Raw genomic sequence first — 23,342 nt, forward strand, 5'->3', positions numbered from 1 at the left:
AACAAAAAATAGAGCGGAAAATGAAAAAGTTATTTTTAATCATGGCCGTAGCCATTCCTTTTGGCTTGTCGGCGACAGGCGTTGTTTCTCCCGACACGACACTCTTTATCGAAGGAAAGAAAATCGAGATCCGTGAAAATGAAGAACGCATGAAGGTGCGGGTGTACGACCGAACCGGACAGGGTAATTATGTGGAAGACGAACTGGTGTTTGAAGGCCACTACAAAGACGGACAGAGCTATGAGCGGCGTAAGCAGGCGAAAGCCATCACGATACCGCTTCCCGGCTGGAGATATTATGGTATGGATCCTCACTGGGCAGGTATCAACCTGGGTTTTGCCAATTTTGCCGACGGCGATCTGCATGTGAATGATATCAGTGGTGTGTCGTTGCGTAGCAATAAGTCTTGGGAGTTGAATATCAACTTCTTTGAATATGACTTACGTTTGTCGAGAAGATATCGCTGGGCGTTGGTGACTGGGGTCGGGATCCGTTGGAACCGTTATCGCTTAGACGAAAATAAACATTTCAAGCGGTTGGACGGAAAAACAATCCTCGAAATAGCACCTGAAGGAGTTCGTTATACCAAAAGCCGGTTGAACACGACGAGCCTGACCATCCCTCTTTTGTTGGAATGGCAGCCGGTGAGAAGACATAGTGATTTCTTTATCTCAGCAGGCGCGGTGGGCGTAATCAATACGGCAGCCACTTCGCGCGTTGAATACCGGAACGAAAACGATAAGAAGGTGAAACAAAAGGTCGATGATGGGTTGTATATCAAGCCGATTACTGTGGACTTTCTCTTTCAGATGGGGTTCGATTGGATCGGTATCTACCTGAAGTATTCCCCCATGGAGCTATTTGAAAATAAGAAGGGACCTGCGCTTCATCCGGTATCGGCGGGGATTCAGTTTCATATTTAAGGGGCAAAGTCTTTAAGGTCCTTAAAGTCCTTAAAGTCCTTAAGGTCCTTAAAGTCCTATCGGAATAGAAACATAAAACACAGAGCCTTTGCCCTCTTCAGATTCTACCCAAATATCGCCTTTCATTCGGGTGATCAGCCCATGGCAGATGGCCAGCCCCAGTCCGACGCCCTTTTTCCCGTTCTCCAGTTGCACGAAGCGGTCGAAGATGGTCTTCTGTTGTTCTTGAGGGATGCCGACACCCGTGTCTTCGACATAGAAAACAACGCGGTTCTCCTCCAGGCGATAGCCGAGGCGGATATGTCCCTCGGGAGTATGCTTCATCGCGTTGGTTAATAGATTGGTGATTATCTGTACCAGGCGGTTGCGGTCTGTGACAAGTGTTAAGTCAGGAGTTTCGTCGAGGATCAATTCCACGCCGGGCTGCATGCGAAACAGAAAAGTATTGTATATCTCATGCATGATCGGGGCAATATCCTGCTTGGAGGTGATAAGCGACATGGAGTTGGATTCGATCTTAGACAGATCCAGTACATCCCCGATCAACCGTTGCAAGAGCTCATTGTTCTGTTCGATAATATGGGCGAACTCCGCCCGGTTCTCCCGGTCTTCTTCGTCGACAAGCACCTGCGAGAAACCAACGATGGCATTGAGCGGCGTGCGGATCTCATGGTTCATATTGGCGAGGAAGGCTGATTTCATATTATCGGCCTCTTCCGCTTTTTCTTTTGCCTCCGTCAAGGCCTTTTTGTTTTTGTTGATGATCCATACCACATAGAAAAGAATCAATATCAGCAGAATCAATACCATACATCCACAGAGCAGGAAGGTGTTCTGGAGCCTGTGCTGCCGGGACTCCATCTCCATCTGCCGGTTTTCCAACTCCAGCTGTTCTACTTCATAGCGCGTCCGCATGGTGGCAAGACTCTCATGGTAGCTGGTTTTATTCAAGGTGTCGTTGAGCATGATCATCTCATCCTTTACGGATAGCGCCTCCTTCAGTTGTCCCATTTCGACAAATAGATCCGCCTTTATTTTAAGGAATGAATAGAGGTTGAAAATAATATTCTTCTCGCGGCAATAGTCCTCTATTTTCTCCAGGTAATGCAAGGTCTGTTTATAATCTTTCTTGCCCGAATAATAATAGGTGACATACAACTGATAGAGGTTGGGCAGGTACGAGGTCATTTTCTGCTCATGTAGTAGGCGACCATAGTTTTCAATATGTTTCAACGCGTTGTCGTACTCTTCGTTTGTCAGAAGGCATTCGGCGTAATTCCATTCAAGGGACATTTCGTATTGAGAAACCGGATTCTCATTTTCCAGATAGGTCACACCCTCTTGTTTCAGTTGTTCAATGATTTTTTCCGCCCGGTTAATCAGTTCCATCTGTTGCTCTTTATCCTCCACGCAAGAGAAGAGATTGATATAAACGGGCAATCGCAATGAGATAGGGGCGGAGCGGTTTTCAAAGCGTTGTATCACATCTATATAGAGATCTTTCGCTTCCTGGAGCATATTGTTCACCAAATAAAAATAGGCTAATTCCTGGTCGATCATCTCGATCGCTTCGGGATAATGAAGTTCATTACTTCGTTTTTTTAATTGCTGAACACGGGAAAGCACCTCTTCTTTTTGACCTGTGCGGCTCAGTATACGTAGATACCACATCTCCACCTGGAAGTAGCGGCGGAGGTCTTTGCTCTCCAACAACAAGGGTTCCAGTTCGCTAAGAACCGCTTCAATGCCGTCTATGCTGTCGGGATAGTAATAATAGGCCTCCCGGTAGAGGGCATTTTCGATATGATCCTTGTCGGCCTGTTTTTCCGCTTCCGCTTTATATAGGTCGATTGCCTCCTTAGCTGTTTTATCACTTTGAGTGATCTCGGCCAGGTAGGATAAACGCTCGTGTGAGGGCAAGGTGCCCATTTTTTGCGTTAAGTTTTCCGTTTTAAGTGAGGAACAATACAATTGTCCCGGACAGAGCAGGCATAAAAGCCAGCACAGTAAATACGTTTTAATACACATTTTCCCCTTGTTTATACCCCTTGATTTAGGTAACGTACAAAACACTTTTTCTTTTCTCCCGTATAAACAATCATCTCTCGCATTTGTTCGGTCGGGAAGCTTTAATTTTCAATATTTGGCTTTAGATAGCTCAAATAAGGTCTCTTTAGGACTAAAGTCTTTGAAAAAAACCGAAAACCCCAAGGTCTCTATCATTTATCTCTTACATTTGTTAAAGAATTGTGGACAATTAAAACAAATAGACTATGATAAAGATGGCGAAAAAGCTGACTGAGCTGGTTGGCAACACCCCCTTGTTGGAATTAGAGGCTTTTGAGAAACGGCATGCGGTAGAGGCTCGTGTGATTGGAAAGCTGGAATATTTTAATCCGTTGGGTAGCGTGAAAGACCGCGTTGCCCTGGCCATGGTGGAAGAGGCTGAACGGAAAGGAATGCTTGCTCCCGGTGCCACCATTATCGAGCCGACAAGCGGAAATACAGGTATCGGACTGGCTTTTGTGGCGGCTTCGAAAGGGTATCGCCTGGTATTGACCATGCCGGAAACGATGAGCCTCGAACGGCGCAACCTCTTGAAGGCTTTGGGGGCTGTCCTGGTATTGACTCCGGGCGCTGAGGGGATGAAAGGATCTATCGCAAAAGCGGAATCTTTGCAGAAAGAGACGCCCGGCTCCGTTATCCTACAACAATTCAGCAATCCTGCCAACCCCGCGATACACGAAAAGACTACGGCTGAAGAGATCTGGCGGGATACAAACGGAACGGTTGATATCCTGGTGGCCTGCGTCGGAACAGGCGGTACTGTGAGCGGCACAGGCAAACGCCTCAAAGAGCTCAACCCGGCCATACGGGTCGTAGCCGTTGAACCGGCAGAGTCTCCCGTCCTCTCGGGTGGATCTCCCAGTCCGCATAAGATACAAGGCATCGGCGCCGGATTTATCCCAGACAATTTCAACAGAGCAGTCGTAGACGAAATCATCCGTGTCGAAAGCGACAACGCCCTCCTCACCGGTCGCGAACTGGCTCAAACAGAAGGCCTCCTGGTCGGCATCTCCTCGGGAGCCGCTGTCTATGCCGCCCTTCAATTAGCCCGCCTACCGGAAAACAAAAACAAAAATATCGTAGTCATACTACCCGACACCGGCGAGCGCTACCTCTCCACCCAGCTCTATGCCTTTGAGGAGTATCCGCTGTGAGAAAGAAGAGGGGAAGGTGATCTCTCTTATGAGTCCCCTTCCTCCACTTTGATTATTCGTTGTTTTGGTATTCTAACCACTTTCTACAAACTCAAATGTAAAATCGGATACTCCTTACCCGTTGAATCCTTTTCTGAGCGACCGACTACTTTAAACCCAAATTTTTCATAGAATCCGAGAGCCTGGGTGTTTTGTTCGTTTACATCTACTTTGTTTACTTTGAGGTTTTCAAGAGCATATAATAAGAGGGTTTTACCCAATCCCTTTCCCCTGGAGTCGGCTGAAACAAACAACATTTCCAGGTTGTCTTCCGACACGCCCATAAAAGCAGCAACACGTTTTTCGATACGAATAACATAGAGATCAACATGTGGGAAGTAGCTGGGGATCATTTGTTTGAAGAAATCAAAATCTTCTGACATTAAGAAATGATGGGTTGCCATAACAGCGCTCTCCCATACAGTCATTAATTGTATATAGTCAGTTTTTTCTCCTTTTTGTATTTGGTATGTTTCCATTACGAACAAACTTAGATAAAAATCGGATATCCAGTTGTGTTATTTTATCCATGATACTCACTCGGAGTTTCCCCAAACTGTTTCTTGAAACTCACTGAGAAGTGTGACAACGTACTGAATCCTGTCATATCCGCCACCTCCGAGATATTATACTTTCCTTCGGTCAGCAGCTCTGCGGCGCGGTTCAGTTTATAGGTTTTAAAGAATATATTCGGATTTTCTCCTGTCAGCCCTTTTACTTTATAATAGAACTTGGTACGCGATATCTTCAATACCTCTGTCATCCGGGTAATGTTCAGTTCGGGATTTGACAGTTCATTTTCCATCAGTTCGTACAGTTCCGTCATGAATCTATTATCCTGTGGAGAGAGTACATTCTCCGCTATTTTCTCTGTCTTGGTTGCCTGACCAAGCAATTTCCGGGCTTTCTCACGATTGGATAACTGCGACTTGATCAGCGCCAATAGATAATTTGGGTCGAAAGGTTTGGTAACATACGCATCGGCACCGGTGTCGAGTCCTTCTACCTGGTCTTCCACGGTGACTTTTGCAGTAATCAATATAATCGGGATATGGCACAATTGAATATCCTCTTTTATCATCCGGCAGAGGTTGAATCCGCTCGCACCGGGCATCACAACATCACTTAACACCAAATCGTGAGCTTCCTCTTTTAATGCTTTATAAGCGTTTTCAACATCAAAGCGGCAAGTCACATTATAATGCGGGGAAAGCAATGATTTCAGGTAGTGTACCACTTCCGTGTCATCATCAACCACTAAAATAGAAGGGCGAAGATCGTCGTTTATTTTATCCGGCAGATGATAGTGTTCCTCTGTTTGAAGAGGGAATACTGCTTCCTGATTTTTCAATTCGTGATCTTTCTCTTCAGGAGTATAGGCGTTATCGCCAATAGGCAGTATATAAACGAATCGGGCTCCTTTTTCGCGTGGATTATTGGTCGCTTTGATGTACCCATGATGAAGCCCAACCAACTGACGCGCATAATATAATCCAATACCGGTTCCCCAGTTATAGGTTCCCTGTAATTGATCGTTAAGCTGATAATAACGCTCGAAGATTTTTTCCAGTTTCTCTTCCGGGATTCCCGAACCGGAATCGGAAACGCTTACCTTAACATACTCCATACTCACATCTTCGACAGTCAAAGGAAATAAAGCCGCTGCCTCATCACGTGATATGACATCAAATGACATTTCTATTTTCCCGTCAGCGGGAGTAAACTTAAGCGCATTAGAGATAAGATTACTTGTTATTTTCTCCACCTTGTCGGTGTCTAACCAGGTCAGAAACGAATCTTCCAACCCATACGTTTTTAAGGTTATCCCTTTATCATTGGCATTAATAATAAACACTTCGACTAGCCGTTTCAATTCGGATATAATGTCTGTCCGTTTAACTTTCAGCTTCAATGCGTCATTTTCCAGTTTGTTAAAGTCCATCAGCTGATTCACCAGCTTCAGCATCCGGTTAACACTTCGCTGAACAATATATAATAGCTGCTTGGATTCTCCGGTAATGGCCTTGTTGTTACACAATTGGGTTACCGGCCCATTGATCATTGTAAGTGGGGTACGAAACTCGTGCGAGACATTGGCAAAGAAATTCATATTCATTGCATTAAGGCGCTTCTCCTGCTCTTTTTCCAGTTCGGCTTGCACGACACGAAGTTTATGCAATCGGTTCCGGTTGTACAACCGGAGAATAACCAACGCAATCATTAATACCACCAAACAATACAAGGTATAGGCCCACCAGGTAGCCCACGGTGCAGGTTTTATCTGGATGGGAATAGCATTCTCTGCTTCCACTATCGAATTATCGTTATTTGTAATGCGCACCTTGAACGTATATTTCCCTGCCGGAATGTTTGAGTAATAGGCCTCCCGGTTGTTGCGCGCGTCTATCCAGAGTTTATCGAAACCCTCCATCATATAATGGTAATGTACCCGTTCAAATTCCGAATAATCAAGCGCTGTAAACGAGATGGTAAAGCTATTCTGATCGTGTTGCAGCCGGACAGGCGGGTTATAGGTGAGGCTTTTATCGATACAATTACTCTGGAACGGACGGATGAGTTGATTGTGTATTTTCAGGTCTTCGAATAATAAGGGAATATCTCGCTTGAATGTAACATCAATCGGGTTGAAGAAGGTAAGTCCGTGTGTACCACCGAAAATAATCGTTCCATCCTCCAGCCGGCATGTAGCCCGTTCGTTAAACTGATTGCCTCCAATGCCATCGGCTTTAAAATAGTTGGTAAACTTGTTTGTCGTACGGTCATATTTGCTTAAACCATATAAGGTACTTACCCAGATATTACCCTGCACATCTTCCATTATGGTCGAAATATCAGTGCATGCGGCACCTTCTATATTATCCATTTCTTTTGTCTCCGGGCAATAGCGCAAAATGCCGTTATTGATCGTACCTATCCATATATCTTTTTTCGAATCTTCATAGAAACAAACCGGAATAAACATGGTGGAAGGTTTAAGGTACGGATAGACCTCAATCTCTGCCACCTCCCAGGTGTCCGGGTTGATCAACCGCGGATTATACGGATAAGAACCGACCAGTATTTCTCCGGTAGAAAGTGGCATTAATGCATTGATGAAAGTAAACGATGGGGGATACAGCTTGATCTCTTCAAACTGTTCGCCCCCCCGACGCAATGCATAAATACCATTGCTGTAAGTTGCCACCCAGATTGTTCCATTACGATCTTGTGTTATCTCCGAATTAATCATCGGTAGCCAATATGTTTTTTCTTCCACCAGCTTGTGGTTCTTTTCGTCGTACCGGCAGCGGATGACCTTTGCATTTGCACTCAGCCAGATCTTATTTTCATCATCTACAAAAAGGGATCTCACCTGTGTGAGCAGGTATTTCTTTTCCGGAAAGAAATGCCCGGTATCTATCGGGCGAATAACTCCCTGATCCATATCATATACAAATACACCATCGACAGAGGTGTTTATCCAGAGATGGTTATCCTGATCCATTTTCAATGAAATAACAGATAAGTTCTCCGTAAACGTACGCAGATAGTTATTGTTATTGAAACGTTCTTTATAATTATAATACGTCACAAAGCCCTGATCAAACGAGCCAATCCACAGGTTCTTCTGCGAGTCGGTAAACATCGAGGTCACTTTGAATTTGGGGGGATCAAAAGGGAAACCGACTTCGTCTTGATAGACAACTACATCTTCAGCATAATTATAGAGGAAAAACCCATCTTGCGTATAGATAAGCAGCGAAGAGGAATTGTAAGGGTGGATGTGTTCAATAACTACATCCGATGAGAATTTAGGATGCCGGCGTATAATTTCCGGTCTTTCCATAAACTCCCCCGAACGGGTGTCGAAAAGGAAAAACTTATTCGAAGAAACCAACCATAATTCACCATTATCCCGCAAGAAGGCGTATTGAACATATTGCTCGTTTGTGTCATAACTACCCTTCAGTTCCAGGGTCGTTGAATCGTAACAACGTATCAGGTAAGGATTAACCACCCAAAGATTGTTCTCTCCATCTATAAAACACTTTACAATAAAGGTATTGCGGTCTGTCAGTTCCGGAATACCTGTGCGGAATTTATCCTCTTCAGGGATATAGACTGCCACTTCTACGGCTAAATTCAAGAATAAACGTCCATCCTGGTTTTCCAATATCTGATGTACGTACTGCACGTTACCTTCATTGGGTACTCTTTTAAAATAATCCTGATCGGTATACCGGCAGATGCCATTGACCGTACCTATCCATAATCTATTTTGGGAATCGCACAACATAGATCGCACCTGATTATCGGGAATAGTCAATGAATCGCTGCTATTAAAATACTGGTGATACTCCTGTGCATTATATTTATTAAGTCCCCGGAACGTGCTGACCCAGATATGGCCAAAACTATCCTCTGTAATTCCGGTAATCTGTTGATTGGAAATGTCGTTTGTTATTACAGAGCTGATGTCGGTGTTATAAACTCGATCTTCTACCTGTTCGCACGATGCGAAAATAAGTAGAAATAGGATAATCAGAAGGTGTTTGTGTGGCTTCATTCGTACTGTTTAAGTATACACAAATGTACACATAAAAATCAGCTTTTTCCTGCTCAACAATCCAGAAGTACTGTTATAGAGCATTTTTTGAATAAATCCATAAACATTTGAACAAATAGAACAACGGTTTTGAACAAAGCTATAAACCTTTTACACATACCGGAAAACGCTTTTTCCCCCTTTGTTCTACTATTGCAGTATCAATTTTTGATGTGGTAAACACAAGTTTAACAATCTAATATTTATCAAATGAAAAGAAGTTTAAGACACGTAACAATGAAAAGGTTTTTCATCTTCACTCTTTTCTTCGTTACAACGATGCCACTCCTGTTTGCTCAGGAAGTTATTAAGATTTCGGGCACGGTTCTCGATGAGAACAAAGAGCCACTGATTGGAGTAAGTGTATTCGAAAAAGGCACCTCCAACGGTACAGTTACCAATATGGATGGTAACTATCTATTGTCAGTAAAGCAAGGATCAATTGTTGTTTTTTCATACGTTGGTTATGAAACACAAGAGAGAAATGCTGTTGCCGGAGTGACCAACATTATACTCAAAGAAGATGCCAAGGCATTGGATGAAGTAGTGGTTGTAGGTTACGGCGTGCAGAAAAAGAGTTCCGTAACGGGTGCCATCTCTCAGGTAAAGCCGGAAGATATGGAAAACCGTACCATCAGTAATGCCCAGCAGGCATTACAGGGTAAAACCGCAGGGGTACAGGTGATACAGACATCGGCTGCTCCCGGTGCTTCACCTACGGTACGGGTACGCGGGTACTCTTCTAACACATCATCCAATCCGCTTTATGTGGTAGATGGTGTTCGTCTATCCAACATCAGCGGTATTGATCCGAACGATATCGCTTCAATGGAAGTTTTAAAAGATGCAGCTTCAGCAGCTATCTATGGTGCGGAAGCCGGTAACGGTGTTGTACTTATCACCACCAAAAAGGGAAAATCCGGACAGGGAAAGATTAGCTACGACTTCCAGTGGGCTTCACAAGAGCTGGCGCGTATTCCCAAGATGTTAAGTGCTGAAGAATACATTAATTATATGGTAGAGTCAAATACCTTTACCGAAGATTTCCTACGGAGCAACTGGAACGGTGTAACCAATACCCAATGGACAGATGTAGCTTTCGAGAACAGCCGGATGCAGAAGCACAACGTATCCTTTAGCAACGGGACCGAGCGAGGAAATTACTATCTGTCGCTTAGCTACCTCGATAACAACGGTATCGTGAAGGGTGATGCCGACGTGTACAAACGCCTGACGGCTACCATCAACTCTGAATACGAGATTAAGTCCTGGTTCAAAGTGGGTACCACCAATCAGATTGAGAAATACAACACGCGCAGCGTATCTATGAATAGCGAATACGGTAGTTTATTGACGTCGATTCTTCAGCTCGACCCGCTGACGCCCGACACTTATACCCGTGAGAACCTGCCGGCGCATATGCTAAACGCCCTGAACAGCGGCAAATATCTATTGACGGATGAAAACGACAATTATTACGCCGTTTCCAACTATTACTCGGGCGAGCAGTATCACCCGATGATTATGCGCGACAACAACATCGGCAAGAGCAGCGGTTTCAACGTGAGCGGTTCTATCTATGCCGATTTCAATCCGATCAAAGACTTTACGTTTACTTCGCGCCTGGGTTACCGCCTGTCCGGTACCCGCCAGTCTAATACGGATTTGCCTTTCTATGGCAACTCGGTACAGAGCCGCGATTATGTAAGTCATAATGCCACCTCATCCACCTCTATCTATTATCAGTGGGAGAACTTTGCCAACTACATGAAAACCTTCGGACAACATACCGTAACAGGAATGGCGGGTATGTCGTACCAGGAATCGACCTACGACTATACGAACGGTAGCCTGTCGGCCAATGGCGAGGATGCGTTGAAGAAGAACGATCCGTTATTTTATTACCTCAACTTTGGCTCGGCCTCGGCTACCAAAGGTGTGGGTGGTGAAAAGACACGCTCGGCTAAATTGTCGTACTTCGGACGTATAGGTTACGAATTTGCAGGACGTTACCTGTTGCAGGCTTCACTGCGTGCCGATGCGGCCGACCTTTCCCAGCTTCCTCCAACCAACCGTTGGGGATACTTCCCGGCTGTTTCGGCAGGATGGACCATATCTGAAGAGAACTTCTTCGCTCCGTTGAAAAACCAGATAAGCAGTTTAAAACTGCGCGCAAGCTGGGGGCAGAACGGTTCTCTGGCTGCCTTGAGCGGCTATCCGTACAGCACCGACATGGCGTTGGGTAGCATTTATCCCTTTGTTTTGGGCAATTCATATATAACCGGAGCGGCTCCGTCGACGATGGGTAACGACAAACTAAAATGGGAAACTTCCGAGCAGATTAATGTGGGTATCGACATGCGTATGTTCAGAGACCGCTTTACCCTGAGTATGGATTACTTCGACAAGAAGACTAAGGACTTATTGGTATCGGGAACTACCCCTTCATTGATTATCGGTGGTAATACTTCGCCAATGAATGCCGGTAACGTTAGCAATAAAGGTTTTGAGATTGAACTGGGCTGGCGCGACCAGATCGGTGATTTCAGCTACGGCATCCGTGCCAACCTGGCTACACTGAAGAATAAGGTTACCTATATCGACCCGTCTATCACCCGCTTGTCGGGAGTGAACTTCCACACAAGCACCATTACCTATTTCGAAAAAGGCCAACCGGTGTACTACTTCCGCGGTTATAAATTTAAAGGGGTAGATCCTGAAACCGGCGATCCTACTTTCCACGACCTGGACGATAGCGGCACGCTGAACGATGGCGACCTGGATTATATCGGCGATGCTATCCCCGATTTCACTTACGGTATCACACTGTCGGCTGCCTGGAAAGGGTTAGACCTTACGATATTCGGTACGGGTTCACAAGGAAACGACATTTTCAATTGCATCAACCGCCCGGACTTTGCAGCATCAAATAAACTGAAAGAGATATTCTACGAAAACCGTTGGACGGCAGGTAATAAGTCAGGTACAGTACCGCGCGCCGGAGCCGCCAATATGGACAAGTACCAAACGTCTGACGCCCTGGTGTATGATGGTTCATTCTTCAAAGTCAAGCAAATACAGTTTGGTTACACCCTACCCAAAAGCTGGACGAAGAAAATTTTCGTGAACAACCTGCGCCTCTATGGATCGCTCGACGATTTCTTCACCTTCACCAAGTACCCCGGCTTCGATCCGGAAGCGGCAGCCAACTCAACCTCAGGGATGGGGATAGACAAAGGGTCTTATCCTTCGTCCAAAAAAGTGGTATTTGGATTTAACATTGAATTTTAATTCACTTCAAAATTGATACGAATAATGAAAACAAAATATATCTATATCCTATTATTGGGTTTGCTGCCGATATTGAATATCGGTTGCGAAGACCGTCTCAACATTGAAAAGCACGGTAACCTGGGTGGGCAGGAAGATTTTTACAAAACAGACGCAGATGCCATGCAGGCACTGGCCTCACTATACTCGAGTTGGGGCGGCAACTACTACAACTGGTACTTAACAAAGAATCTATTGGCCGACGACATATGGTGCGGTGGAGGTTCACGTGGCGATAATGCCAGCATGGAACAACTCAACGAGTACACTTTCGATACCGACCACGGTATGGTGCAAGGCATGTATTCGGGTATGTACAGTATCATTTATAAAGCCAACCTGATTATTGACCTGTTGGCGCCCGACAGTGACGTAAAGAAGCGTGCCGTAGCTGAGGCTAAGTTCTTCCGCGCCTGGGCAAACTTCGAACTGGTGACACTCTTCGGCACAGCGCCGGTAGTCGACCACCTGTTGCAACCCGGCGAGTACCGTCAGGGCAACAGTACACCCGAAGCCTTATGGGCCATTATCGAAAGCGACCTGGGCGATGCCATCAATTCAGGTGTGCTCCCATCTAAAGCGGATGCGAACGATAGCGAAACAACGATCCGCGTCACCCGTGAAGTGGCTCAGGCCATGCTTGGAAAGGCTTACCTGTTCCAGAATAAGTATGCTGATGCGGCCTCGATACTCGACAAGGTGATCGAATCGGGCAAATACAAGCTGTATGAAGGTGATTACGATATGTTGCTCCACGTAGTGGCTAACGGCAGCAGCGAATCGATGCTCGAAGTGCAAAAGCGCAACGACTCGGAACAGGCATGGTCTCAAATGACTATGACCTTCATCATGACGGGTTGGCGTTCCGACAAACTGAACATTAGCTGGGATGCCATGTCGTACATCGCCACCGGTACATACGGATTCTTCAACCCACGTAAAAGTCTGTATGACGCTTTTGTCGCCGTAGAAGGAGCCGACGGTTACCGCCTCAACAGCACGATGCGCAGCTATCCGCAGATGGAGGCCATCGGAATTACCGTACAGCCGGGTGCCAGCATGATCGGTCATGAAGGATACTTTATGTGGAAGAACCGTACATTGCGGGAAGACTGTGTTTACGATGCGTCGTACTTCCAAGCGCTCCAGTATATCAATCTGCGCGTCATGCGCTACGCCGAAGTATTATTATTGGCTGCCGAAGCCCATGTTATGGGAGGAAATAAAGACAAAGCGCTCAATTACATCAACCAGACACGCACTCGTGCTCGCCTCACTCCTCTGACATCTGTCACGCTGGACGATGTAAAAACCGAAAAGCGTCTTGAACTTTGCCTGGAAAGTGTTCGCTTCCAAGACCTCGTTCGCTGGGGCGATGCAGAAACAGCATTGGCCGAGCAGGGCAAACAAATTTCTGCCTTCTCACTCAATGGAGCCGAAGTCTTGTTCAACAACTCTACTTATGGCTTTAAGGCAAAACACAAATTGTTGCCTATTCCGCGCAAAGAGTTGGACTTGAATCCGAATATGGAGCAGAATGATAATTGGTAATCACTATTATATTTAAAAAAGAAACAATGAAAAAGTTATTTATCCTATCCGCGCTACTTATGGTGTGCTTTGCATCCTTCGCGCAACAAGCTCTTTGGGGAGGTTCACAAATCATCTCTCCCGAAATCCACGAGAACAACACTGTAACGTTCCGCCTGCGTGCTCCTAAGGCCGTCAAGGTTGAAGTAACCGGAGATTTCCTTCCAAATCAAAAAATGGAGACACCGTATGGTAAGTTTGATGCTCCCGGAGTAGCGGAGTTAAAAGAAAACAGAGAGGGCGTATGGGAATTCACAACTCCCGAGCCACTGGCATCTGAACTGTACAGTTACACCTTCGTGGTCGACGGACTGCAGATGAATGACCCCAGCAACATCATGATGAAACGCGACGTGGCCTCGATTACCAGCCTTTTCATTATTAAAGGTGGTTTGGGCGATCTATACAGTGTCAACGAAGTTCCCCACGGAACCGTTGCTCGCCGCTGGTACAACAGCCCTACACTGAAAGAGAACCGCCGCATCACGATTTATACTCCACCCGGATATGAAAACGACAAGCAGAACTACCCGGTGTTCTATTTGCTTCACGGTTCAGGAGGCGACGAAGAAGCTTGGATCGCTTTGGGACGTACGGCTCAGATCATGGATAACCTGATTGCTCAGGGAAAAGCTAAACCGATGATTGTGGTGATGACCAACGGTCATACACAAAATAACGCTTCGCCCGAAGAAACAAACCGCGCATACACCCCCGCTATGGGTGGTGGCCCAAGAGAAGCTGTAGCCAGCATGGAAGATAGCTTCGGCGATGTAATGAAGTTCATTGAAAACAACTACCGTGTGAAGAAAGGCAAAGCGAATCGTGCGATAGCCGGATTATCAATGGGTGGTATGCACTCGTCTACCATTTCAGCGCAATACCCGAATATATTCGATTATGTCGGTGTATTCTCTGCCCCTCCTATTGCGACTATGATGGGTATGGGTAACGCTAACAACGCTGAGATGCAGAAAGCAGAAGACGAGTTCATCAAACGGCTGGAAATCCAGAAAAAGAATGGTTTCAAACTATACTGGATCGCTTGCGGTAATACAGACTTTCTGTACAAAGGCGTAATAGACAGCATGAAGAAAATGGACGAAATAGGTTTCAAATATACCTGGCGCGAAAGTGGCGGCGGACATACCTGGGACAACTGGCGTATTTATCTGACAGAGTTTGCGCCGATGTTGTTTAAATAATCAGTCATTATTCCGAAACGCAGATTAATATATTATATAATAATCTGCGTTTCAAATATAAACACTTTGAAAACTCTATGAAGAATATAATTATCCTCACAAACCTAATCGCTGCCCTATTTCTTGCATCATGCGCAGAGAGAGTCCCCCAACTCGGGAAGGCCCCCGTCGACAAAGTTATTGCAGCCATGACGCTCGACGAAAAAGTAAAATTAGTAATTGGAACAGGTATGGGCGGATTAACGGGCGATAGCGCAGTTGTAGGGGAAACCCAGTCGATGGTTCCCGGAGCCGCCGGGACCACCTACCCCATACCCCGCCTGGGTATTCCGGCTATCGTATTGGCCGATGGACCCGCCGGATTAAGAATCTCGCCCACCCGCGAGAATGACCCGGACACCTATTATTGTACTGCCTTCCCCATAGGCACCTTGCTTGCTTCGACTTGGAACACCGAGCTGGTGGAACAGGTAGGCCAGGCCATGGGCAACGAAGTACTGGAGTATGGTGTCGATGTATTACTCGCCCCAGCTCTGAATATACACCGTAACCCACTTTGCGGACGCAACTTCGAGTATTACTCTGAAGACCCAGTTATTTCCGGCAAGATTGCTGCCGCTATGACTCGCGGTGTGCAGAGCAACGGAGTGGGTGTTTCGCTGAAGCATTTCGCTGCGAATAACCAGGAAACCAACCGTATGAATAACGACAGCCGTGTCACTCCACGTGCCTTGCGCGAGATTTACCTCAAAGGCTTTGAAATCGCCGTTAAGGAGTCCGATCCATGGACTATTATGTCCTCTTACAATTTCATCAATGGAGTATATGCCTCCGAAAGCCGCGATTTGCAAACCACCATACTGCGTAATGAATGGGGATTCAACGGCACCGTAATGACCGATTGGTTCGGTGGCAAAAACGCTCCGGCGCAAATGCATGCGGGTAATGACCTATTGATGCCCGGGACTCCCAAACAATTCTCAGACATTGTTGAAGCCGTACAAAACGGTACACTGGCCGAGGCAGATATCAACACAAACGTAAAGCGTATTCTTGAACTCATCCTGAAGTCGCCACGTTTCAAAGGGTACAAATATTCCAATACACCTGATCTCAATGCACATGCAATAGTAACGCGCCAATCGGCCGGCGAAGGTATGGTGTTGTTGAAAAACGAAAGAGAAGCACTTCCGCTTCCGGCTTCCGTGAAGAAGGTGGCAGCTTATGGCATCACCTCCTATGATTTTATTGCCGGCGGTACAGGTAGTGGCGATGTCAACGAGGCATATACTGTTTCGTTGGTCCAAGGGCTCGAAAATAGTGGATACACACTCGACGTAGCCCTCAAGGCACAATATGAAGAATATATAGAAAAAGAGAATGCAAAGAATAACCCTGACCCGAATAATAAATACGCAACATTTATGCCTAAAAATCGTCCTGGTGAGTTTGTACCGACAGTTACCGAACTAAATAAACAGGCACAGAATGCAGATGTCGCTTTGATTACCATCGGAAGGACATCTGGCGAATTTCTTGATCGTAAACCGACAGACGATTTTGAACTCACCTATGAAGAGCAAGAATTGGTTGCAAGCGTGTCGAAAGCATTCCAATCATTAGGAAAGAAAGCGATTGTAATTCTTAACATCGGTGGCGTAATTGAAACCGCTTCATGGGGAAAAAGACCTGACGCTATCTTGCTCGCATGGCAGGGCGGTCAGGAAGGAGGAAACACAGTGGCCGATATTTTGAGTGGTAAGGTCAATCCTTCCGGCAAATTAACAATGACTTTCCCTGTGAAACTTATGGACGCTGCTTCTTCGAAAAACTTCCCCATTGATCCGCCTAAAACAGATGCGGGGATGGCCCATATCATGGGTGGTGATACTGAAAAGAAGACAGAGCCGGTACGCAACATTGACTATACCATCTACGAAGAAGATATTTATGTAGGGTATCGCTACTTCGATACCTATAAGAAAGAGGTGTCTTATCCATTCGGTTATGGTCTGTCGTATACCACATTTGAATACAGCCATGCGCAAGTGGAAAACGCAAATGGAGTATTTACCGTTACAGTAGATGTGAAAAATACAGGCAAAACCAGCGGAAAAGAAGTTGTTCAGCTTTATGTATCGGCTCCAATGAGTATATTTGGTAAACCAATGCAGGAGTTGAAAGCTTTTGCCAAAACAAAGGAATTAGAACCCGGCTCAAGCCAAACAATAACCCTGACCGTTTCCGTTTCCGATCTGGCGTCCTATGATGAAAGTAAAAGTGCATGGGTAACAGACAGAGGTACGTATAAATTACTGGTTGCAGCTTCTTCCAGAGATGTAAAAGCAACACTGGATGCTGTAGTAACTGAAGCGAAGGATGTGAAAACAAATGATGTATTGAAACTAAAATAAATAGAATGAGAAAGTATCTATTATCCCTTGTTGGTGTCGCCTTGATGACAAACATTTGCGCACAACAAACGAATGTTCCTCCTGCCATTCCGCAGGATAAGAAGATGGAGCAGAAAATTGAATCGTTGCTCAAGAAAATGACGCTCGATGAGAAGATCGGACAGATGACCGAACTGGCTATTGATGTATTGCAGAAACGTACAAATCCTTTCGCCGGCATCAATCCTCAAAACATGAAGGTCGACGACCTGAAGAGGATGCTTGAAAAATATAAGCTGGAAAACGAATTCAAGTTAGGAAATGAAATGCCGGCACAGGATGTTATCATGCAAATATACACGCGCATCATGGAAGCAGAAAGTGCTAAAGGATTCATGTTGGACGAGGCAATGCTGGATAGCGTTATTGGTAAATACAAAGTAGGTTCTATACTGAATGTGCCCAACAGTATTGCACAGACTCCGGCTAAATGGCAGGAAATTATTAAGCGCATTCAGGAAAAGTCGATGGAGGTAATGGGCATCCCGTGTATATATGGAGTAGACCAGATACATGGAACGACCTACACACTCGGTGGAACGTTTTTCCCGCAAGGCATAAATATGGCGGCCACATTCAACCGAGAACTTACGCGCGAAGGAGCCCGCATCTCTGCTTATGAAACCAAAGCCGGAAGCATTCCATGGACCTATGCTCCGGTTACCGACCTGGGACGCGATCCTCGTTGGCCACGGATGTGGGAAAGTTATGGAGAAGATTGTTACCTGAATGCAGAAATGGGACGCGAATCCGTACAGGGTTTCCAGGGTGTTAATCCAAACCATGTAGACGCATACCATGTGGCTGCCTGCATGAAGCATTATATGGGATATGGCGTGCCTGTTTCGGGTAAAGACCGCACACCCTCTTCAATTACCTTACAAGATATGCGCGAAAAACATTTCGCACCTTATCTGGAAATGGTGAAAGGCGGCGCTCTTTCTGTCATGGTAAACTCCGCAATGAATAATGGTTTACCATTCCATGCCAACTACGAATTATTGACCAAATGGCTGAAGGAGGACCTGAATTGGGATGGTATGATTGTAACCGATTGGTCAGATATTAACAATCTATATAGTCGCGACCACATTGCTAAAGACAAAAAGGAGGCTATCAAACTGGCCATAAATGCAGGGATAGATATGTCTATGGATCCCTATGACTGGAATTTTTGTACACTACTGAAAGAATTGGTGCAAGAGGGAGAAGTTTCTATGAGCCGCATTGACGATGCTGTTCGTCGTGTGTTGCGTTTGAAATATCGTCTCAACCTATTCGAGAAGCCATACAATGACTTGAAAGATTATCCGCTGTTTGGTAGTGCCGAACATGCTGCGGTGGGATTGAAAGCTGCCGAGGAGTCGATGGTATTACTAAAAAACTCAGAAAACATTTTGCCACTCGCAAAAGGTAAAAAACTATTGATTACCGGACCTAATGCCAACTCCATGCGCACGTTGAATGGTGGCTGGTCTTATTCCTGGCAAGGCGATAAGGCGGATGAATGTGCTGCGGATTACAATACCATCCTTGAAGCATTTATACATAAATTCGGATCGGAAAATATTATTTATGAAGCTGGCGTGACCTATAAGAAAGGTGGCAATTGGTGGGATGAGAATGATCCTGAAATAGAAAAGGCTGTAATAGCTGCATCGGATGTTGATTATATTGTTGCTTGTATAGGTGAAAACTCCTATTGCGAGACACCTGGTAACCTCACCAATCTTTTTCTTTCCGAAAACCAGCTTAATCTGATGAAAGAACTGGCTAAAACCGGTAAGCCTATTATTCTTATCCTGAATCAAGGACGCCCCCGCCTGATTGCTGATATCGAACCCTTAGCAAAAGCCGTAGTCAACATCATGCTTCCGGGAAACTATGGTGGGGATGCCTTAGCCAACCTACTTGCAGGAGATACAAACTTCAGCGGCAAAATGCCTTTTACCTATCCGAAGGAAATTAATTCGCTTGTTACTTACGACCACAAACCAAGTGAGCATATTGGCAGACAGATGGAAGGCGCTTACAATTATGACGCGGTGGTAAACGTGCAATGGGCATTCGGTTATGGCTTGAGTTATACTACTTTTACTTACAGTAACCTGAAGGTAGATAAAGCAAATTTCTCGGCTGACGATGAATTGACCTTTACCGTTGATGTAAAAAATACCGGTAACCGCATCGGGAAGGAGAGTGTCTTATTATTCAGCAGCGACCTTGTTGCTTCTCTAACCCCCGATGTTCGTCGTCTCCGTGCTTTCGAAAAGGTAGAATTGAAACCAAACGAAACAAAAACCATTGTATTAAAAATAAAAGGTTCCGATCTCGCCTTTGTCGGCTATGATGGCAAATGGATTTTAGAAGAAGGTGACTTCCGCATTCAAACAGGCGACCAAATTGTAAATGTTTCCTGCACAACTACAAAAAAATGGGAAACACCCAATAAATAAAAACAGATGGGCTGACCCAAAAGTAAGCCCTAAATCGCTGTACCAACAACAAAAACCCTCCTAAAATCAATCAGGAGGGTTTTTTAACCTTGTGCGGCTGAAGGGACTCGAACCCCCACGCCTCTCGGCACCAGATCCTAAGTCTGGCGTGGCTACCAATTACACCACAGCCGCTTGGGGTTTGCGGGGGCAAAGGTACATGTTTTTTGGAGATGGACAAGTTTTTAGAAGGAATTTTGGGGAGGGTGGGGGAGAGAATGGATTGCTTTACGCCTTTGGGCTAAGCGATTGTTAATTGTCAAAATGATAGCAAAAAGGGCATTTTGCTTTACAATATGATACGTTAAAAAGTGTTACTCCTGCGGGTAATTTTAAATACCCCTACGTTTACGGAAAAAAAGTCGGGCGATTTTGACAAAATGATAGTTGGAGGTTAAAATAAAAAAAGTAACTTCCCGTTTTATTTTTGCTGTTTGTATGCCTCGTTGTATACTGTTTGGAATCGGAGATTCGGGATGGGAGGCATATGGCGGAGTTTTTGATTGATTTATGAAACAGATGTATGAATAAACTAAACTGCCTTACTGCCGAAGAGATTGCTCGCCTGGAGTCACAACATTGTTTTGCGGAAGATTGGAGCCGGGTACTTGTTGCTGAAGGCTTTGATACACGGTATGTACATGATGTACGCTTCTCCGGGGATATCCGGTTGGGTGTTTTTGAAGAGGAATTTGAATTGGCCGGTGGCATCAAGCGACATAGCGGTATTTTTCATGCCGCGTTGCATAATTGCACGGTGGGCGATAATGTATTGATCGAACAGGTGCAGAATTATATTGCCAATTACACGATTGGCGAGGGGAGTATGTTGCAGCATGTGAACCTGTTGGTGGTCGATGAGAAGAGTTCTTTCGGAAATAATGTGCATGTGGCCGTACTGAATGAGACCGGCGGTCGCGAAGTGCCTATCTATGACGGTATGTCGGCCTCCCTGGCCTATGTTATCGCGCTTTATCGGCATCGTCCCGAATTGATCGCGCGGTTGCAACAGATGGTAACGGCCTACGCGGAGCAGATCGCCTCCACGCAAGGGATGATCGGGCAAGGGGTGGTGATCCGTAATTGCGGCACACTGCGCAATGTGCGTATCGGCGACGCGGCTGTATTGGAGAATGTGACCCGCCTGTCGAATGGCTCGGTCAATAGCAGCCGGGTGGCGCCGGTCTATATTGGCGACTCGGTGATTGCTGAAGATTTCATTGTTTCGTCGGGCACTATCTTGTCGGATGCGGCGAAGATTGTGCGTTGCTTTATCGGGCAGGCCTGTCATGTGTCGCATAACTTCTCGGCTCACGACTCATTGCTTTTCAGCAACTGCGCTTTCGAGAACGGGGAGGCGTGCGCCATCTTTGCCGGACCCTTCACGGTTTCGATGCATAAGAGCAGCCTGTTGATTGCCGGGATGTTTTCATTCCTGAATGCCGGGAGCGGTTCGAACCAGAGCAATCATATGTATAAACTGGGTCCTATCCATCAGGGTATTGTAGAGAGGGGCTCGAAAACGACCAGTGATTCCTATATCCTTTGGCCGGCGCGGATCGGTGCTTTCTCGCTGGTGATGGGACGCCATCATCATCATAGTGACACGTCGGATATTCCTTTCTCTTATCTCATCGAGAAGAACGACGAGACCTGGCTGGTGCCCGGTGTGAATCTGCGCAGCGTGGGCACGATCCGTGACGTGCAGAAATGGCCGAAGCGCGATAAACGGACAGATCCTTTCCAACTCGATAAAATCAATTTCAACCTGCTTAGCCCCTATACCATCCAAAAGATGATCAAAGCGGTGGCTATATTAAAAGAATTACAACACCTGGCCGGCGCCACCTCGGAGGTTTTTTCGTATCAGAATACGCGTATCAAGGGAACTTCGCTCCGCAAAGGCATGGAGTTTTACCGGATGGCCATCTGCAAATTCTTGGGTAACTCCCTGATATCCCGTTTAGGGAAGGAGGCGTTCACTTCTATTGAAGAGGTGCGCGAGCGGTTGAAGCCAAGCGAGCCGAACGGACTGGGTGAATGGGTCGACCTGTCGGGCTTGATCCTTCCGCAAGAGAGCCTGAACGGTTTGTTGGATGCGATCGAATCGGGCGTATGCAGCTCGTTGTCGGAGATCGAATCCTTCTTCGACGATATGGCCCGTAAGTATTACGATATGGAGTGGACATGGGCCTACGCATGTATCGAGAGACAGTATGGAATAGACCTTTCCCAGACGACTGTCGACCAGTTGGTCGGCCTTGTGGAGGCCTGGCAGACATCTGTGATCGAGCTGGATGAGATGCTTTATCAGGATGCTCGGAAAGAGTTTTCGCTGACCTCCCGGATCGGCTTTGGGGTAGACGGCTCTGATGAGGCAAAGATCAAGGATTTCGAAGGGGTACGTGGTGATTTCGAGAACAATCCTTTTGTGACGACCGTTCGTGAGCATATCAAGACAAAGCGGGCGTTGGGAGAAGAGGTGATTGAACGGTTAAGGAAGATTTAGAAGCTGTTTTGAATTTTATAAAATAATTTATTGTTGCTTATTATTGGGCTTCTTCAGCCTTCTTTTCCGCTTATCCGCGCCTTTGCTTTTAGTCACATAGCTCGCTATGCTCCCAAAAGCAAAGACACAACTAAGCGAAAAATAAGACTAAATAAGCTCCAATAAAATTCAAAACAACTTCTTAACCGAATGTTTTTTGCCGATTCGGAAAAACAATTAACTTTACGGAGTGGTTACAATAAGACAGAGGCCTTCAGAAGCATCTGATGATTGAAAAACAACTAAAAACAAACAGATATGAAAAAGAGTCATGTAATAGCCGGGGGTGTTGCGCTGGCAGCGACAGGTGCCTTTTTGGCATGGAATATGAGGAAAACGATTCCCCGGAAAGCCGTTGCGGTTAATCCTTTTGAAGTGGATAAGTTTTTGGGGAAATGGTATGAGGTGGCCCGGTTGGATTACAAGTTTGACCGCAATATCATTAATACGTCGATCGATTTCTCCTTGCGTTATAACGGCAATCTGAAGGTCGTAAAGCGTTGGTATAACTATTATAAGAAACGGAAAGAGATTAAGATCGGCACAGTGAAATTCACCGGTCCGATGTATGACGCGAAGATGAAGATCTCTTATCGTGGTCCGCTCTATACGGGATATAATGTGATTGAGGTCGACGCGGAGTATAAATACGCCTTGGTGGCCGGCGAAGACCTGCGTCATCTGTGGCTTCTGTCGCGCGAGCATGCCATGCCGGACAATATCAAAAGAGCCTTTATCCACAGAGCAGGCATGATCGGCTATGACACCTCGAAACTGATCTGGATCGATCAGAACCAACCGCTCATTCATCATGGAGCGTTGATTGAATACACACAGATCGACCAGGACTTGGGTTGATCCGGTATTATAAGAACTAAAAAGCAAAGGGGCTTGACCAATTTCCGGTCAAGCCCCTTTGCTTTTTTTGAAGA

12 protein-coding genes and 1 tRNA gene are annotated in these 23,342 nt (G+C 45.8%); 9 read left to right on the forward strand and 4 right to left on the reverse strand.

Features of this window, described 5'->3' with window-relative positions:
* Window positions 1-20 precede the first annotated feature (20 nt).
* Window positions 21-923: an outer membrane beta-barrel protein gene (locus M2134_RS09420; RefSeq protein WP_280750787.1), complete on the forward strand. Its 903-nt coding sequence runs from the start codon at window positions 21-23 to the stop codon at window positions 921-923.
* A 48-nt stretch (window positions 924-971) separates the two neighbouring features.
* Here the strand turns inward: M2134_RS09420 and M2134_RS09425 are convergent, their stop codons facing one another.
* On the reverse strand, window positions 972-2,843 hold the full coding sequence (locus tag M2134_RS09425) for a HAMP domain-containing sensor histidine kinase (RefSeq protein WP_280750786.1): 1,872 nt from the start codon (window positions 2,841-2,843) through the stop codon (window positions 972-974).
* Between the two features lie 353 nt (window positions 2,844-3,196).
* Between M2134_RS09425 and cysK the strand changes: the two genes are divergently transcribed.
* On the forward strand, window positions 3,197-4,144 hold the full coding sequence (gene cysK, locus M2134_RS09430; RefSeq protein WP_280750785.1) for a cysteine synthase A: 948 nt from the start codon (window positions 3,197-3,199) through the stop codon (window positions 4,142-4,144).
* A gap of 83 nt (window positions 4,145-4,227) precedes the next feature.
* On the opposite strand, the gene M2134_RS09435 is transcribed toward cysK, so the two are convergent.
* Complete coding sequence (locus tag M2134_RS09435) at window positions 4,228-4,662, reverse strand: GNAT family N-acetyltransferase (protein WP_280750784.1); 435 nt, start codon at window positions 4,660-4,662, stop codon at window positions 4,228-4,230.
* Between the two features lie 44 nt (window positions 4,663-4,706).
* Window positions 4,707-8,750, reverse strand: coding sequence for a hybrid sensor histidine kinase/response regulator transcription factor (locus M2134_RS09440; protein ID WP_280758160.1), 4,044 nt, complete (start codon window positions 8,748-8,750; stop codon window positions 4,707-4,709).
* A gap of 276 nt (window positions 8,751-9,026) precedes the next feature.
* Here M2134_RS09440 and M2134_RS09445 point away from each other — a divergent pair, with 276 nt between their 5' ends.
* From M2134_RS09445 to M2134_RS09465, 5 genes are all read left to right on the forward strand, one after another.
* On the forward strand, window positions 9,027-12,080 hold the full coding sequence (locus M2134_RS09445) for a TonB-dependent receptor (RefSeq protein WP_280750782.1): 3,054 nt from the start codon (window positions 9,027-9,029) through the stop codon (window positions 12,078-12,080).
* 24 nt (window positions 12,081-12,104) lie between these two features.
* Entirely contained in the window at window positions 12,105-13,670 is a 1,566-nt protein-coding gene (locus M2134_RS09450) for a RagB/SusD family nutrient uptake outer membrane protein (RefSeq protein WP_280758161.1), read from the forward strand.
* A gap of 26 nt (window positions 13,671-13,696) precedes the next feature.
* Window positions 13,697-14,914 carry an esterase gene (locus M2134_RS09455; RefSeq protein ID WP_280750780.1) on the forward strand — a complete coding sequence of 406 codons (1,218 nt, stop codon included), beginning with the start codon at window positions 13,697-13,699 and terminating at the stop codon, window positions 14,912-14,914.
* 77 nt (window positions 14,915-14,991) lie between these two features.
* Window positions 14,992-17,328, forward strand: coding sequence for a beta-glucosidase (locus M2134_RS09460; protein WP_280758162.1), 2,337 nt, complete (start codon window positions 14,992-14,994; stop codon window positions 17,326-17,328).
* 104 nt (window positions 17,329-17,432) lie between these two features.
* Window positions 17,433-19,823 carry a glycoside hydrolase family 3 N-terminal domain-containing protein gene (locus M2134_RS09465; RefSeq protein WP_280758164.1) on the forward strand — a complete coding sequence of 797 codons (2,391 nt, stop codon included), beginning with the start codon at window positions 17,433-17,435 and terminating at the stop codon, window positions 19,821-19,823.
* A 92-nt stretch (window positions 19,824-19,915) separates the two neighbouring features.
* Here the strand turns inward: M2134_RS09465 and M2134_RS09470 are convergent.
* Window positions 19,916-19,997, reverse strand: a tRNA-Leu gene (locus M2134_RS09470).
* 388 nt (window positions 19,998-20,385) lie between these two features.
* Here M2134_RS09470 and M2134_RS09475 point away from each other — a divergent pair.
* Both M2134_RS09475 and M2134_RS09480 read left to right on the forward strand, forming a co-directional pair.
* A complete protein-coding gene (locus tag M2134_RS09475) occupies window positions 20,386-22,371 on the forward strand; it encodes a DUF4954 family protein (protein WP_280750778.1) in 1,986 nt (661 codons plus the stop codon).
* A gap of 297 nt (window positions 22,372-22,668) precedes the next feature.
* A complete protein-coding gene (locus M2134_RS09480; protein WP_280750777.1) occupies window positions 22,669-23,268 on the forward strand; it encodes a lipocalin family protein in 600 nt (199 codons plus the stop codon).
* Window positions 23,269-23,342: the final 74 nt, after the last annotated feature.

Source organism: Parabacteroides sp. PM6-13, assembly GCF_029892605.1.
GTDB lineage: Bacteria > Bacteroidota > Bacteroidia > Bacteroidales > Tannerellaceae > QVMG01.